This is a genomic window from Pseudomonas fluorescens Q2-87 (assembly GCF_000281895.1).
GTDB lineage: Bacteria > Pseudomonadota > Gammaproteobacteria > Pseudomonadales > Pseudomonadaceae > Aquipseudomonas > Aquipseudomonas fluorescens_S.
In genome coordinates, this window is sequence record NZ_CM001558.1 from 950246 (window position 1) to 966165 (window position 15920).

The 15920-nt window shown below is 62.6% G+C and carries 13 protein-coding genes; 6 read left to right on the top strand and 7 right to left on the bottom strand.

Annotated elements, in window-relative coordinates:
• Positions 1-12 precede the first annotated feature (12 nt).
• Together PFLQ2_RS23345 and PFLQ2_RS23340 are read left to right on the top strand one after the other, a co-directional pair.
• On the top strand, positions 13-1380 hold the full coding sequence (locus PFLQ2_RS23345) for a DUF1329 domain-containing protein (RefSeq protein ID WP_003178081.1): 1368 nt from the start codon (positions 13-15) through the stop codon (positions 1378-1380).
• A gap of 150 nt (positions 1381-1530) precedes the next feature.
• Entirely contained in the window at positions 1531-4080 is a 2550-nt protein-coding gene (locus PFLQ2_RS23340; RefSeq protein ID WP_003178082.1) for a helix-turn-helix transcriptional regulator, read from the top strand.
• Here the strand turns inward: PFLQ2_RS23340 and PFLQ2_RS23335 are convergent.
• On the bottom strand, positions 4077-4895 hold the full coding sequence (locus tag PFLQ2_RS23335) for an IclR family transcriptional regulator (protein WP_003178083.1): 819 nt from the start codon (positions 4893-4895) through the stop codon (positions 4077-4079). The genes PFLQ2_RS23340 and PFLQ2_RS23335 overlap by 4 nt on opposite strands.
• A 152-nt stretch (positions 4896-5047) precedes the next feature.
• Here PFLQ2_RS23335 and hmgA point away from each other — a divergent pair, with 152 nt between their 5' ends.
• From hmgA to maiA, 3 genes are read left to right on the top strand one after another with little or no spacing between them, the layout of a single operon-like run.
• Positions 5048-6352 (top strand): homogentisate 1,2-dioxygenase, encoded by a 1305-nt coding sequence (hmgA, locus tag PFLQ2_RS23330; protein WP_003178085.1) that lies wholly within the window; start codon positions 5048-5050, stop codon positions 6350-6352.
• Between the two features lie 3 nt (positions 6353-6355).
• Complete coding sequence (fahA, locus tag PFLQ2_RS23325; protein ID WP_003178086.1) at positions 6356-7660, top strand: fumarylacetoacetase; 1305 nt, start codon at positions 6356-6358, stop codon at positions 7658-7660.
• 11 nt (positions 7661-7671) lie between these two features.
• A complete protein-coding gene (gene maiA / locus PFLQ2_RS23320; protein WP_003178087.1) occupies positions 7672-8307 on the top strand; it encodes a maleylacetoacetate isomerase in 636 nt (211 codons plus the stop codon).
• 23 nt (positions 8308-8330) lie between these two features.
• On the opposite strand, the gene PFLQ2_RS23315 is transcribed toward maiA, so the two are convergent.
• The gene (locus PFLQ2_RS23315) at positions 8331-9134 is read right to left on the bottom strand and encodes a SirB1 family protein (protein ID WP_003178088.1); all 804 of its coding nucleotides are present in this window, start codon (positions 9132-9134) and stop codon (positions 8331-8333) included.
• 187 nt (positions 9135-9321) lie between these two features.
• On the opposite strand from PFLQ2_RS23315, the gene PFLQ2_RS23310 reads away from it, so the two are divergent.
• The gene (locus PFLQ2_RS23310) at positions 9322-10341 is read left to right on the top strand and encodes a Glu/Leu/Phe/Val dehydrogenase family protein (RefSeq protein WP_003178091.1); all 1020 of its coding nucleotides are present in this window, start codon (positions 9322-9324) and stop codon (positions 10339-10341) included.
• A 64-nt stretch (positions 10342-10405) separates the two neighbouring features.
• On the opposite strand, the gene glyA is transcribed toward PFLQ2_RS23310, so the two are convergent.
• From glyA to PFLQ2_RS23285, 5 genes are all read right to left on the bottom strand, one after another.
• Positions 10406-11644, bottom strand: coding sequence for a serine hydroxymethyltransferase (gene glyA, locus PFLQ2_RS23305; protein WP_003178092.1), 1239 nt, complete (start codon positions 11642-11644; stop codon positions 10406-10408).
• Between the two features lie 11 nt (positions 11645-11655).
• Complete coding sequence (gene thrC / locus PFLQ2_RS23300; protein ID WP_003178094.1) at positions 11656-12909, bottom strand: threonine synthase; 1254 nt, start codon at positions 12907-12909, stop codon at positions 11656-11658.
• Positions 12910-13003: 94 nt separating this feature from the next.
• Positions 13004-13435 carry a Rid family detoxifying hydrolase gene (locus PFLQ2_RS23295; RefSeq protein ID WP_003178096.1) on the bottom strand — a complete coding sequence of 144 codons (432 nt, stop codon included), beginning with the start codon at positions 13433-13435 and terminating at the stop codon, positions 13004-13006.
• Positions 13436-13462: 27 nt separating this feature from the next.
• Complete coding sequence (locus tag PFLQ2_RS23290; RefSeq protein WP_003178098.1) at positions 13463-14635, bottom strand: NAD(P)/FAD-dependent oxidoreductase; 1173 nt, start codon at positions 14633-14635, stop codon at positions 13463-13465.
• Complete coding sequence (locus PFLQ2_RS23285) at positions 14632-15837, bottom strand: benzoate/H(+) symporter BenE family transporter (protein WP_003178099.1); 1206 nt, start codon at positions 15835-15837, stop codon at positions 14632-14634. The genes PFLQ2_RS23290 and PFLQ2_RS23285 overlap by 4 nt, the downstream gene beginning before the upstream one ends.
• Positions 15838-15920 lie beyond the last annotated feature (83 nt).

The window sequence follows — 15920 nt, forward strand, 5'->3', positions numbered from 1 at the left end:
AAGGAAAACCCAATGCGCAAGATGATCCTGCAATGCGGTGCCCTGGCCCTGAGCCTGTTGGCCGCGAACGTGATGGCGGCGGTTTCGCCGGATGAAGCGAACAAGCTGGGCACCAGCCTCACGCCCATAGGCGCGGAAAAGGCCGGCAATGCCGATGGCTCGATCCCGGCCTGGACCGGTGGGATTGCGAAAAATGCCGGCGCCGTGGACAGCAAGGGTTTCCTGGCCGACCCGTTCGCCAATGAAAAACCGCTGTTTACCATCACCGCCGCGACGGTGGACAAGTACAAGGACAAGCTGTCCGAAGGGCAGGTGGCGATGTTCAAGCGCTACCCCGAGACGTACAAGATCCCGGTGTACCCGACCCATCGCAGTGTTGCGCTGCCGCCGGAGGTCTACGAGGCGGCCAAGCGCAGTGCCCTCAATGTGACATCCATCAACGACGGTAACGGCTTGTCCAATTTCACCGGCAACCGCTACTACGCGTTCCCGATCCCCAAGAACGGCGTGGAAGTGATCTGGAACCACATCACCCGCTATCACGGTGGCAACCTGCGGCGCATCATCACCCAGGCCACGCCACAGACCAATGGCGGCTTCACGCCGATCCGCTTTGAAGAAGAAATCGCCGTGCCGTTCCTGATCAAGGATGCCGACCCGGAAAAGGCCAGCAACGTGCTGACCTATTTCAAGCAGGAGGTCACCGCCCCGGCGCGCCTGGCCGGCAACGTGCTGCTGGTGCATGAGACGCTGGACCAAGTGAAGGAACCGCGCCTGGCCTGGATCTACAACGCCGGCCAGCGGCGCGTACGTCGCGCCCCGCAAGTGGCGTATGACGGGCCAGGCACCGCCGCCGACGGGTTGCGCACCTCCGACAACTTCGACCTGTTTTCCGGCGCCCCGGACCGCTACGACTGGAAGTTGGTCGGCAAGAAGGAAATGTACATCCCGTACAACAGCTACAAGCTCGACTCGCCCAGCCTCAAGTACGACGATGTGATCAAGGCCGGCCACATCAACCAGGACCTGACCCGCTATGAACTGCACCGGGTCTGGGAAGTGGTCGGTACGGTCAAGCCCAGCGAGCGGCACATCTACGCCAAGCGCCACATGTATTTCGACGAAGACAGCTGGCAGGCGGCACTGGTGGATCACTACGACGGTCGCGGCCAACTGTGGCGCGTGGCCGAAGGTCATGCCCAGTTCTATTACGACCATCAAAACCCGGGCTACACCCTTGAAGCGCTCTACGACATCATCGCCGGCCGCTACATCGCGTTGGGCATGAAGAACGAAGAGAAACACAGCTACGTGTACGGTTTCGAAGCCCGGGCGGCCGACTACACGCCGGCGGCTTTGCGTTCGACCGGGGTTCGCTAAGGGTTCGCCACGCTGGAACAATCACTAACGACCGGCAAGGGGCTTGCCGGTCGTTTTTTTATGGGCGCCAATCAGCGCGCTGAATACTTCTCCAAAGGTCAGCGACACAGGTCTAGGGTGGTGGAACAACAATAAACAGGATCTTCGCAAATGACTGCCATGACCCCGTGTCCGGACCGTCCAGGATTGCTGCCTCGCCTGTCCTCGACGCACGTGCCGCGGCGGTCCTTGAGCGAGCCCCTGTTGAGCTCCGAAGCGCGGGTAAAGCTGCTGTGCGCGCCGGCGGGCAGTGGCAAGAGCGCATTGTTCGCCGAATGTTTTCTCCAAGCCCCCGGCGACTGTCGACTGCACTGGTTGCCGCTGGGAGGTGCTGCGCTGGATGCGGCGCAAATGTGCGAGCGGTTGGCACAGACCCTCGGGTTGCCGGTGATGGACGAAGCCGGGCTCCTGGCCCATCTGGCGCGGTTGCAGACGCCCACCTGGCTGTTCCTGGATGATTATTGCCGGGTGCCCAATCCCGGGCTGGACCAGTTTCTCGATCGTCTGTTGAGCGCCAGCAGTCCAGCGCTGCAACTGTGGCTCAATGGCCGGCGTCGGCCTCACTGCAATTGGCCGCGATTGTTGCTCAATGACGAGCTGCATGAATTTGACGTGCAGGCGTTGCTCTTCACCGCACAGGATGTCGAGCAGTTGCTTCGCCATCTGCCTGGCCCGCAGGTGACCCGCACCGCCCGCGAAGTGATTCAGCGCAGTGGCGGTTGGTGCGCCGGGGTGCGCATCACCTTGCTCGAACGCTGTGAGTGGGCGCGCAGTCACGCATCGCCGAGTCGGGCGGGGACCTTGCCAGATTACCTTGAGTACGAGTTGTTCAGCTCGCTGACTGCGGACTTGGCCCAGGCCTGGCGAGTACTGGCGCACCTGCCGCGCTTCAATGCGCGGCTGTGCGAGCATTTGTTTGGCGACACTGTGGGCGCGCAGTGCCTGCCCTTGCTGCTGGAGCTGGGGTGTTTCATCGAGCCGTGGGAGCAGACGTCGGACTGGTTGCAGATTTTCCCCGCCTTGGCGCGGTTGGTGCGCGAGGAGCCCTGGTCGCAACGGCGCTCCTGGCATCGACGGGCCTGCCAGTGGTTTGCTGCCGAGCAGGATTGGCAGATGGCCTTCGAGCAGGCCATGCTCGCCGAGGAGTTCGAGACGGCCGTCAGCTTGTTGCAGCATTTGAGTTTCGAGCACGTCTTGCAGCACCAGAATGTGCAACTGTTGCTGAATCTGCATGATCAGCAAGGCGAGGCCCTGAGCCTTGGCACGCCGCAGTCGGTAGGGTTGGTCACCGCAGCCCTGCTGTTCGCCGGACGTTTCGATCAGGCGCAGGTGTGCATCGAACAACTGTCCCGATTCGCGCCGCAACCGCTGGCGGGGCGGCAGCGCCAATTGGTGGCGCGCTGGCAGGTGCTGCGGGGCTGGCTTCTGCACCTCTGCGGTGATGGCGAGTCGGCGCGCGAGCATTTCCTCCAGGCCCAGGCCAGCCTCGATCCGCAAGCCTGGGCGTTGCGGCTGCTATGCCTGTTGGGATTGACGCAACAGGCGCTGCTCAACGGTGAACTGGCGTCTGCACAATGGACTAACCGCCAGGCGTTATGCCTGGCTCGCGCCCACGGCTCGCTGGTGTTTGAAGGTTTGCTGGAGCTGGACCACGCCCAAGTGCTGGAACAGCGCGGTGCGCCTCACCGGGCCGATCATCTGCTCAGCGAGGTCCAGGCGTTGCTCGATAAGCCAGGCCAGGATTTTTCCGCGCTGCTGGGGCGCATTGCCCTGCGACGCGGTCGCCTGGCATTGCGCATGGGGCAGGAAGAGTGGGCCGCCGAGCAGTTTCAAACGGGCCTGGAAACGGGCCTGCGCAACCAGGACAAACAGGTGCTCTACGGCTTTCTCGGCAAGGCCTGCCTGGCTGCCCACCAGGGCGACTATGGCGAAGCGTTCGCGCAACTGCGCGATGCCGAACGGATCATGCAGCAGCGGCACATCCCCGACACCGTTTACCGTGGCGTCTTGCTGCAAACCAGTTGCCAGTTCTGGTTGCAACAGGGGCGTGCGGAGCTGGCCCATGAAGCCTTGACCCGAGTCCTGCGGCATTTTCGCGGACCGCAGGCCAAGCATGCGCCTCCGGCGACCCTGGAGCTGATTGCACGACTTGAATACTTGCTGGTGCTGACCGAGGTCTACCTGCATCAGGCACCGGACGCGGTAGCGCGCTTGCAGGCAATGATCGCCCGGGCCCAGCATAGTGAAATGCACAGCCTGGAAACGGAGCTGCACCTGGCGTTGACTGAAGTCGTCTGGTTGTCCGGTGACCGCGCCCAGGCCCGCGTGCTCATGCAGGAAGGGTTCAAGCGCGTCAGCTGTTGGCGGGCCGAGCAGGCTTTGCGCGAGCTGCGCCTGCGCCAGCCCGACCTGTTGCGCTGGGCTCAATCGACAACGCCGATCGAACAGGTGGCCGCCAATGAAGACACCTTGCTCAGTCATCGTGAACTGGAAGTGCTGGAGTTGATTGCCCAGGGGCATTCAAATCAGCAGATCGCCGAACGTCTGTTCATTTCGTTGCACACAGTGAAGACCCACGCGCGTCGCATACACAGCAAGCTGGGGGTGCAGCGGCGCACGCAAGCGGTGGCAAAAGCCAAGGTCATGGGTGTCATGGGCTAGAACGACTCGACGCGCAGGGTTTGATCCGAGCCAGGACTCGCCTCATAACCCATACGCCAACTCACGGCCCGGGTCGCCGACAACAGTCGTTGCGCCGCCGGGCCGTTTTCATCAGCGTGGAACAACGATGTCGGGCCGACAATCGTCATGACCGCCGCCACCTGGCCGATCGCATTGAACACCGGGGCGGACAAGGCATCCACGCCCGGCATCAGCAAACCATGCACGTGATGCAGGCCGCGATTACGGATTTGCTCGCACAGGGTGGCATAGGCCTGGTCGTCGGCCAGGGCATGGTGGGTGGTGCCTTCGACTTCCTGTTCCCGCAAGCCGATCGTCTCGCGTTCCGGCAGAAAGGCACTGAATACCAGCCCCGTGGATGAGCTGAGCAGCGGCAATACCGAGCCCAGTTGTGTCACCACGGTCACGGCCCGCACGGCCGGTTCGATGCGCACCACGGTCGCGCCATGGTTGCCCCACACCGCCAGGAAACAGGTTTCGTTCAGGTCGTCGCGCAACTCGGCCAGGGGCAGGGCGGCCACTTGCAACACGTCCATGCCGTTCAAGGCCGCCAAACCCACGCGCAGGGCTTCGCGACCCAAGCCGTAGTGGTTGGTGGCCGCGTTCTGCTCGGCAAAACCACTGGCGATCAACGCCTGCAAGTATCGATGAACCTTGCTTGCCGGCATTTGCACGTGTTCGGCCAGGCGTGACAGTGACGTGGAGGGGGACAGTTCGGCCAGGGCCTTGAGAATGTCGGTGCCGACTTCGGCCGAGCGGACTTTCTGTTTACCGTTGCTGAGCGGGGTTTCCATGGCGGCGCTGGGTCCAGAGGCGAATGGGCGTCTTTATAGCTTGACGGTCGCTGTCGAGCAAATTACGTTATGCGTAATTGAATTACGATAAAAATAACCCAATGCGCCTTACATCGCTCCGAGGAGTGACGGGCCGCATGCCTGGAGGCTCCATGAACCTCGATTCCACAGCGCCGGAGCTGGCTTACCAGTCCGGCTTTGGTAATGAATTCGCCAGCGAGGCGCTGCCCGGTGCGCTGCCCGTGGGCCAGAACTCCCCGCAAAAAGCTCCATACGGTCTCTATACCGAGCTGTTTTCCGGCACGGCATTCACCATGGCCCGCAGCGAAGCGCGGCGTACCTGGATGTATCGCATCCGGCCCTCGGCCCATCACCCGGCTTTCGTCAAGCTTGAACGACAAGTCGCTGGCGGCCCGCTGGGGGAGGTGACACCCAACCGGTTGCGCTGGAACCCGTTGCCGATCCCTGTCGAGTCCACCGATTTCATCGATGGGCTGGTGCGCATGGCGGCCAATGCCGGCGCGGATAAACCGGCCGGCATCAGTCTTTATCAATACGGCGCCAACCGCTCCATGGAGCGGGTGTTCTTCAACGCGGACGGCGAGTGGCTGATCGTGCCGCAGCTGGGGCGGCTGCGGATCGTCACCGAGCTGGGCATGCTGGACGTTGCGCCGCTGGAAATTGTCGTGCTGCCCCGAGGCTTGAAATTTCGCGTCGAACTGCTTGATCCCCAGGCCCGTGGTTATATCGCGGAAAACCATGGCGCACCGTTGCGCCTGCCAGACCTGGGGCCCATCGGCAGCAATGGCCTGGCCAACCCGCGGGACTTCCTGTCCCCCGTGGCCCATTACGAAAACCTCGCGCAACCGACCCCGCTGGTGCAGAAATTCCTGGGTGAATTGTGGGCCTGCGAACTTCCCCAATCACCCCTCGACGTGGTGGCTTGGCACGGTAACAACGTGCCGTATAAATACGACCTGCGCCGTTTCAACACCATCGGCACGGTCAGCTTCGACCACCCGGACCCGTCGATCTTCACCGTGTTGACGTCGCCCACCAGTGTCCATGGCCTGGCCAATCTCGATTTTGTGATCTTCCCGCCACGCTGGATGGTGGCGGAAAATACCTTCCGTCCGCCGTGGTTCCACCGCAACCTGATGAACGAATTCATGGGCCTGATCCAAGGCGCCTACGATGCCAAGGCCGAAGGCTTCCTGCCGGGCGGTGCGTCCCTGCATAGCTGCATGAGCGCCCACGGCCCGGACGGCGAGACCTGCACCAAGGCAATCAATGCCGACCTCTTGCCTGCGAAAATCGACAACACCATGGCCTTCATGTTCGAAACCAGCCAGGTCCTGCGTCCGAGCCGTTTCGCCCTGGACTGCCCGCAACTGCAAACCGACTACGATGCTTGCTGGGCTTCGCTGCCTGTCACCTTCGACCCGACCCGGAGATAACCCATGACTCAACTTTCCACTGCCCGTAGCTGGGTTGCCTCCGCCAACGGCCATGCCGATTTTCCGCTGCAAAACCTGCCGTTGGGCATTTTCAACATCGAGGGCGGCGCCTTGCGCAGTGGCGTGGCTATCGGCGATCAGATCTTCGATTTGCAAGCCGGGCTGCATGCAGGGTTGTTCGACGGCTTGGCGCAAGATGCGGTCGAAGCCATGGCCGGCGGCCAGCTGAACGCGTTTTTCGAACTGGGACGCGGCGCTCGGGCGGCTCTGCGTGAGCGTTTGCTGGAATTGTTGCGCGAGGACAGTCCGTGGCGTGGCAAGGTCGAGGCCCAGGATGCGAACCTGCTGTTGCCTGCGGCCGACTGCCAGATGCATTTGCCGGCGAAGATCAATGACTACACCGATTTTTATGTCGGCATCGAGCATGCGCAAAACGTCGGCAAGTTGTTCCGTCCCGACAATCCCTTGCTGCCCAACTACAAATACGTACCGATCGGCTACCACGGCCGCGCCTCGACCATTCGCCCTTCCGGCACCGATGTGCGCCGTCCCAAGGGCCAGACCCTGCCCGCCGGCCAGGCCGAACCGAGCTTCGGCCCGTGCGCGCGATTGGACTATGAGCTTGAACTGGGCATCTGGATCGGCAAGGGCAATGCCTTGGGCGAACCCATCGCCATCGGCGACGCTGCCGAGCACATCGGCGGTTTCTGCCTGCTCAACGATTGGTCGGCGCGGGACATCCAGGCCTGGGAATACCAGCCGCTGGGGCCGTTTCTGTCCAAGAGTTTCCTGACCAGTGTTTCGCCGTGGGTCGTGACGGCCGAAGCCCTCGAACCGTTCCGCCTCCCACAGCCGGCGCGCCCGCAAGGCGATCCGCAGCCACTGCCGTATCTGTTGGACAAACGTGACCAGGCCGGCGGCGCCTTCGATATCGAGCTGGAGGTCCTCTTGCTGACCGAAAGCATGCGTGAGCAGAACCTGCCGGCCCAGCGCCTGACGCTGAGCAATACCCAGTACATGTACTGGACCGTGGCGCAGATGGTTGCGCACCACAGTGTCAACGGTTGCCAGTTGCAGGCCGGTGACTTGTTTGGTTCGGGGACCTTGTCGGGCCCTCAGAGCGGTCAGTTCGGCAGCCTCCTGGAAATCACTGAAGGCGGGAAGAAACCGATCGAACTGGCGTCCGGTGAAGTGCGCCGGTTCCTGGAGGACGGCGACGAAATCATCCTGCGGGCCCGTTGCCGTCGCGAGGGTTTCGCCTCCATCGGTTTTGGCGAGTGCCGCGGCAAGATCCTGCCGGCGCATTGAGAGGGCAGGGCATGGAACTCTATACCTATTACCGCTCGACCTCGTCCTATCGGGTGCGCATCGCCTTGGCGCTCAAGGGCCTGAATTACCAGGCCCTGCCGGTCAACCTGATCGCACCGTCCGGGGGCGAGCATCGCCAACCGGCCTATCTGGCGATCAACCCCCAGGGGCGAGTGCCGGCGCTGCGCACCGATGAGGGCGAGTTGCTGGTGCAGTCACCGGCCATCATCGAATACCTGGAGGAACGTTATCCCCAAGTGCCGCTGCTCAGCGCCGACCTGGCGGTGCGTGCCCATGAGCGTGGCGTCGCGGCGCTGATCGGTTGCGACATTCATCCGCTGCATAACGTCAGCGTGCTCAACAAGTTGCGCCTGTGGGGCCATGACGAAGCGCAGGTGACGGAGTGGATCGGGCACTGGATCAGCCAGGGGCTGGCGGCAGTCGAGCAACTGATCGGCGATGATGGCTATTGCTTTGGTGCCGCGCCCGGATTGGCGGACATCTACCTGATTCCGCAGCTGTACGCGGCCGAGCGGTTCAATGTCTCGCTGCTGGCGTATCCACGGATCCGCCGTGTGGCGGCGTTGGCGGCTGCGCATCCGGCCTTCCAGCGGGCGCATCCGGCGAATCAACCGGATACACCCTGAGGGCCTGAACAAAGTTTGTCTGCTCAATGCACAATTGTATTGGGTGGCAGATGCCCCAGCCGTTCCGTCAGCCGGATCCGCTGGATCGGGTCTTCGCTGAGCATCAGGGCATGCTCCAGGTCGAAGCGTTCGGCGTTGGGGCAGTCGAGCCGCTGGTACAGGCTGGCGCGGGCCAGGTAATCGGCCGCGCTGGCGTTGCCCAGCTCCAACACCCGCTCGGCATCGATCAATGCGGCGATGTAATCGTCATTGGCCAGATGCAACTGGCGCAGATTGCGCGACAGGCGCTGGAGCATTTGCGTCGGCTGGGCGTCGACCATGTGTTCGGCCTTGAGCTGCATGTTCGCGCCGTATTGACGTTGCAGTAAGTCCCGGCAGTCGTGGGGGTACAACCGGCGACCACCGCACGGATCGAGCAAATGGTCGGCACCGGGCACCTTCAGCAGGAAATGCCCCGGGAAATTGACACCAACCATCGGAATTTCCAGGCCTCGGGCCAACTCCAGGGCGATCAAGCCGAGGGCCAGCGGTTGCCCGCGTTTGCGCACCAGGACCTTGTCGAGCAACGCTGCCCATGGACGCAGCGGCGTGGAATCGTCCTGGGCGAACCCCAAGTCATTGAGTCGTCGCAATAGCGGCTGGCCCAGTTCACTGACGGGCAGCATCGGCAGGTCATGGCTGACCCGCCGTTGCAGATCCTTGAAATCCTTCAGCAAGGCCGCTACGTCCACGTCATGGTGATGTTCGGCAGCGATCCAAAGTGCTGCTTCAAACAGCGCCGGTGGCGAGCGGTGCAGGCAGTCGAAAAAGGCTTGGCGCGGTTTCATCGGACTCTCCGAGGCTATGCCCCGTTTTAGCTCTGCCATGGGTTTTCGTCCAGTCCCGGACAAACGCAGCAACGAGATATGCCCAAAAGCACTGACGGCCCTGGCGCCTTATTCCGGCCTGCTCCAGCAATTTTTGCCTGCACGCCTATACTGGCGAAACAAACAAAAGTGATTCGGGAGCCTGTCGATGTTCGCTCTCATGCAAAGCTCCCGCCTTGAATCGCTGCACTTAAGCGTAGACCCGACCACCGGGTTGAAGGCGGTGATTGCCATACATTGCAGCCGCCCCGGGCCTGCCCTGGGGGGATGCCGTTATCTTGCCTACCCCGACGATGAAAGCGCCGTGGCCGACGCAGTGCGCCTGGCCCAGGGCATGAGCTACAAGGCTGCCCTGGCCGGCTTGCCCGTGGGCGGTGGGGTGGCGGTGATCATGCGCCCGGCCCATGTCGAAAGTCGGGCGGCGCTGTTCGAAGCCTTCGGTCGCTGCATCGAGCAGTTGGATGGGCGCTACATCACCGCCATCGACAGCGGTACTTCGGTGGCCGATATGGACTGCATCGCCCAGCAGACTCGCCACGTCACCAGCACCACCGCTTCGGGAGACCCGGCGCCCCACGCGGCGATGGGAGTATTTGCCGGCATTCGCGCCACGGCCATGGCCCGCCTGGGCAGCGACAACCTTGAGAGCCTGCGAGTGGCGATCCAGGGGCTGGGCAATGTCGGCTACGCCCTGGCCGAACAGCTCCATGCGGCGGGCGCCGAGCTGCTGGTCAGCGACATCGACCCAGGCAAGGTGCAATTGGCGATGGAACAACTGGGCGCCCACCCGATCGCCAACGATGCCTTGCTCAGCACCCCTTGCGACATCCTCGCCCCCTGTGGCCTGGGAGGGGTGCTCAACAGCCACAGCGTGGCGCAACTGCGCTGCTCCGCCGTTGCCGGTTCGGCCCATAACCAGTTGAGCAATCTGCAAGTGGCCGATCAGTTGGAAAGGCGCGGAATTCTTTATGCCCCCGACTATGTGATCAACTCCGGCGGCCTGATCTACGTCGCCCTGAAGCATCGCGGCGAAGAGCTGCCGACCATCACCGCACACCTGTCGAAAATCGGTGCGAGGCTCACCGAAGTCTTCGCCCACGCACAGGCGCAAAAGCGCTCACCGGCGCGGGTGGCCGATGAGTTGGCCGAGCGTTTGTTGTACCGATAGAACCTGACAGCCCTCTTCTGGCAGGGCCGGAAGAGGGCTGTGACGTTCCAAGCCTCGCCCGCCGCTACCTCAGCAGGTACACCGGAAAGCACTCGCACAGATGCATCACCCGGCGCCGGGTATTGTCCAGACGCGCGGCGTTGTCCGGTTGCTCCAGCAGGTCGGCGATCAGGTTCGCCACTTCGGCACATTCCGCTTCGCCAAAGCCGCGCGTGGTCAGCGCCGGGGTGCCGATGCGAATGCCACTGGTGATGGCCGGTTTCTGCGGATCGTCGGGGATCGCGTTTTTATTCAGGGTGATGTGGGCGCTTTCCAGCAATGCTTCGGCATCTTTGCCGGTGATGTTCATCGAGCGCAGGTCGAGCAGGAACATATGACAGTCGGTGCCGCCAGACACTACCCGCAAGCCGCGTCGGGTCAGGATGTCGGCCATGACCCGGGCGTTATCGATCACGCGTTGCTGGTATTGCTTGAAACCATCGCCCAAGGCTTCGTTGAAGGCCACGGCTTTGGCGGCGATGACATGCATCAGCGGCCCGCCTTGGTAGACCGGGAAAATCGTCTTGTCGAGCAGGGCGGCGTACTGCGCCTTGGCCAGGATCAAGCCGCCGCGCGGGCCGCGCAAGGTCTTGTGGGTGGTGGAAGTGATGAAGTCGGCGATGCCGACCGGCGACGGGTATACGCCTGCCGCGATCAACCCGGCGTAGTGCGCCATGTCCACCATCAGGTAGGCGCCGATCTCGTCGCAGATCTTGCGAAAGCGCTGGAAGTCGATGGTCCGGGAATAGGCCGAGGCGCCGGCGATGATCATCTTCGGCCGGTGCTCCCGGGCCAGTGCTTCCATTTGCGCGTAGTCGAGGGTTTCGGTTTCCTTCTCCAGGCCGTAGGAAAATGCCCGGTAGATCTTGCCGGAGAAATTCACCGAGGCGCCGTGGGTCAGGTGGCCGCCGTGGGCCAGGGACATGCCCAGGATCGTGTCGCCGGGTTCGAGCACCGCCAGGAATACCGCCTGGTTGGCCTGGGAGCCGGAGTGGGGCTGGACGTTGACGTATTCGCAGTTGAACAGTTTGCGAGCGCGTTCGATGGCCAGGTTTTCGATTTCATCGACGACCTTGCAGCCGCCATAGTAACGCTTGCCCGGATAGCCTTCGGCGTACTTGTTGGTGAGTACCGAGCCCTGGGCCTGGAGCACCTCCTCGCTGACATAGTTTTCTGACGCGATCAGCTCCAGGTGGGTTTCCTGGCGGTTGCGCTCGCGGTCGATCAGGCGGGCAATGGCGGGGTCGAAATTTTGCAGGCTCATGGTGTGGTTCCTTAAAGAAGTGCTTCGGCCGGCGACGCAGGCACGTGATACGGCAACACCCGTGGCTGGCTTTTGGTCGAATCGGATAGAAAAATGGACGTGTCTTTCAAGCCGCTGCCGGTGATCAGGATCACGGCGGTTTGCGGTGTGTCGGGGTGTGTTTGCGCATATTTCAACAGGCCGGCGAAGGCACTGGCGGCACCAGCTTCAGGGAAGACGCCGGTGCTGGCGGCCAATCTCGACGCCGCGGCGACGATGCTCGGGTCGCTGACACAGATGAACTCGCCGTCACTGGCGGTCACCGCGCGCATGGCTTTGAGCCGGTCGCGCGGCAACGCCACGTTGATGCTGCTGGCCAGGCTGGTGGGGGCGATGCGTTCGATGTGCTCCATCGGCTGGTCGCTGCGCCAGGCGCGGTACATGAAATTACTCTGCTCGGCCTGAACGCCGATCAAGCGTGGGATGCGTTCGATCCAGCCCAATTGCAGCAGGTCGAAGAAACCCTTATAGACCGACCCCAGGATGCAACCGTTGCCGACAGGGACGAACACCAGGTCCGGCACCTGCCAGTTGAGTTGTTCGCACATCTCGAACGCCACGGTTTTCTTGCCTTCGCTCATGTACGAATTGATGCCGGTGGTGCGGTTGTACCAGCCGTGGGTCTCACAGGCTTCGAGGCATTGTTCGAAGGCTTCGTCATATTGCCCATCGACCAGCACGATCTCGGCACCGTAGCCCTGCATCTGCGCGAGCTTCTCGCGAGGCGCGCTCTTGGGCAGGTAAATGACGTTGTGCAGGCCCAGGCTGGCGCTCATTCCGGCCAATGCCGAAGCGGCGTTGCCGGTGCTCGCCACCGCTACCGTACTGGCACCCGATTGCAAGGCGTGCGCTACCGCCAGGGCACTGGCGCGATCTTTCAAGGACCCGGTAGGTTGTCGCGATTCGTCTTTGACAAAGACTTTGATCCGGGCACCTTTACCGAGCAGTTCGGGGCGTGAGTACAGTGGCGTGTTCCCCACCAGCAGCGGCGGAATGAAGCGCGTGGAGCTCAATGGCATCAAGCGGTCATAGCGCCACATGCCACGGGCGTGATCCTGGGCCAGGCTGTCCCGGGACCATTGGCGCTTGAGTGTCGGGTAGTCGTAAAGCGCGTCCAGTGCGCCATCGGTCTTGCAATGGGGACAGTAGTAACTGACCTCATGGGGCTGGTAACTGCGATCGCAAACCAGGCACTGCAATACATACTCTCTGTACGAATTCTTCATGGTCACCCTCTGAAAGTACGCTGTGCTGGTGCTTTCCTTGCCGGCGTCGATCCGGTGGGCCGGACCGACGGGCACTTCGCTGGCAGAAGGTGTTTCAGATCACCATGATGGCGTCGATGGCGACCAGGGTGTTGCGTGCCAGGGCGCTGGCGCCGGCGGTGGTACGGGCCGGATAGGGCTTGGTGAAATACTCTTCCATGACGCGGTTGAGGGTGGGGAATTCGCTCAAGTCAGTGATGAACGCGGTGACCTTGACCACGTTAGCCAGGGTGCCGCCGGCCGCTTCGGCCATTTGCACCAGGTTGTCGAGGGTCTGGCGCAGCTGGCCTTCGAAATCCTGGGCCAATACTTCGTTGTTCAACGCCGAGACCGGAGTCTGCGCCGACAGGTAGATAGTCTGCCCGTGGCTGACCTTGATGCCTTGGGAATAGGTGCCCAGCGGCAGTGGTGCCTTATCGGTGAAAATGACGTTTTCTTCGCCGAGGAAAGGTTTGGCGACGGACTGGATTTGAGCGGTGGTTTGCATGGTTACGTTCCTTGTTAAGTGGATGGGTTAGTGCAAATCGGCAACCTGCTTGACGGCCAGGCTGGAGAACTCTTCATCGCGGCACCGGGCCGGGGAAAAATGCTGGTAATTGAGTTGCAGCGCTGCCAGGTCCTGCGGCATGGCGATGCCCAGGGCCGCGTGGCTGCACAGGCGTGCAATCGCAGGCGCCGCCTGGATGCCGTAGCCACCGAGGGCTGCCAGCCAGATAAAGCTTTCTTGCAGAGGGTCCTGGCCGAGCACCGGCGAGCGGTCGGCGACGAAGGTGCGCAGGCCCGCCCATTTGTTGACGATCGAGCGTGGACGCAGGCGGGTGGTGTTTTGCAAGCGGTCCATGGTGATTGCCAGGTCAAGTTCGTCCGGCAACGCGTCGCAGGGCAGCGAGGGGTTTTCATCGCAGGGCGAAACGATCAATCGCCCAGCTTCCGGCTTGATGAAAATATCTTCGTCGACGGTGCCCAGGTAGGGCGTGTGGTGTACGTCGCACTGGGGATCGACCGCCAGTACGGTGCGGCGCAGCGGGCGCACGCCCACGGTGGGCACGCCGCAGCGCTCGGCGAACGTATCGGCCCAGGCTCCGGCGGCGTTGACCACGATGGCCGCCTCCCATCGTTGGCCGTCCCGGGTGTGCAAGGTCCAGTGTCCGTCGCGGTGTTCGCCGCGCATCACCTCGGCTTCACGCTTGACCACGCCGCTGCGGGCGCGCAGGCCGCCCAGATAGGCGCCATGGATGCCGTGTACGTCCAGGTCGAAGGCGCTGGGCTCATGAATGCCGGCGCTCCAGGCGCCTTCGGCCAGGTAAGGCACCAGCTCCATCACTTGTTTGGCGTCGAGGAGCTCGGCCGTAGGCACTTGTCCCAGTACCGCGCTGAAACGCGCTTTGAGTTTGTCCACCCGCGACGCCTGGGCGACGATCAACGCGCCCCGTGGCGACCATAGCGGATGCTCGGCCAGGCCCTCGGGCGGGTTCTCGAAAAAACTGCGTGATGCACAGGTCAGCGAGCGGATCTGTTGGTTGCCGTAGCTTTCCATCGAGATGGCCGCCGAACGCCCTGTGGTGTGGTAGGCCAGTTGCTGCTCCTGTTCGAGCAGGCAAACGCTGCCGTGGGCGGACAGTTCATACGCGGCGGACACACCGGCAATACCGCCACCGACCACAATGAAATCGTAACGGGCGGTCATGGTCGGCTGCCCTCGGCGATGGCGGCGGCTTTGCTTTCCCGGGTATAGGTCAGGACGAAATGCGCCACCAGGCCGAAGATCAGGCCCCAGAACGCGGCGGCCAGGCCCAGGAAACTCATGCCCGAGGCCGTCACCAGGAAGGTGATCAGCGCGGCTTCCCGTTGTTTGTCGTCGGCCATGGCGCCGGTCAGCCCAGCGCTGATCGCGCCGAACAAGGCCAGGCCGGCGAGGGAGGCGATCAGCTCTTTTGGTAGCGCGGAAAATACCGAGGCCAAGGTCGCGCCGAAGGTACCCATCAGAATGTAGAACACCCCGCAGGCGATCCCGGCGATGTAGCGTTTATCGCGGTCCTCGTGGGCTTCGCGGCCGGTGCAGATCGCTGCGGTAATGGCCGCCAGGTTGAATCCGTGGGAGCCGAAGGGCGCCATCAGCACCGAGCCGATAGCGGTGACCGAAATGATCGAGCGCGCCGGCGTGTTGTAGCCCGAGGTCCGCATTACGGCCATGCCCGGCACGTACTGGCCGGTCAAGGTCACCAGCGCCAAGGGCAGACCAATGTTGATGATTGCGTGCCAGCTCCATTCCGGGGCAATGAAGACGGGGTGGGCCACCGCAATGGTGATCGAACTGCTATTGAGCTCACCGAACGAGGCCGCCACGGCGCAGCCGACAATCAACACTGACAGAATCGCGTAGCGCGGCGAAAAGCGCTTGAAAACCAGGTAAGCCGCGATCATGGCCAGCACCAGCGCCGGCTGCAGCTTGATGGACGTGAACAGTTCGGCACCGAAGCGGAACAGAATGCCGGCGAGCATGGCGGCGGCGATGGCCTTGGGCAGGCGGCTCATCAACTTGTCGAAGGCCCCCGACAAACCGACCACGGCGATGATCACCGACGCCACTACATAGGCGCCGATAGCCTGGGGCAGGGAGACTGTCGGCAGCATCGATACCAGTAACGCAGCACCCGGCGTCGACCACGCGGTGATCACCGGGACACGCAGGCGCCAGCTGAGGAACAGGCCGGTGATGCCGCTGCCAATGGAGATGGCCCAGATCCATGAAGACACCACATCGTTAGGCAGGTGCGCTTCCTTGGCAGCCTGAAACACGATGATGAGCGGGCCGGCGTAGGAGATGATCACGGCGATGAAGCCCGCGATAACCGCTGACAGAGATAGATCCTTTCTGAGTGTGTCCATGATGTCTCGACTTGGCGCGGCAGGGGCGCGCGGTGATCAGGGGATGATTGAGTCGATTGCTTCGATTCGAGATCAGTGTATTT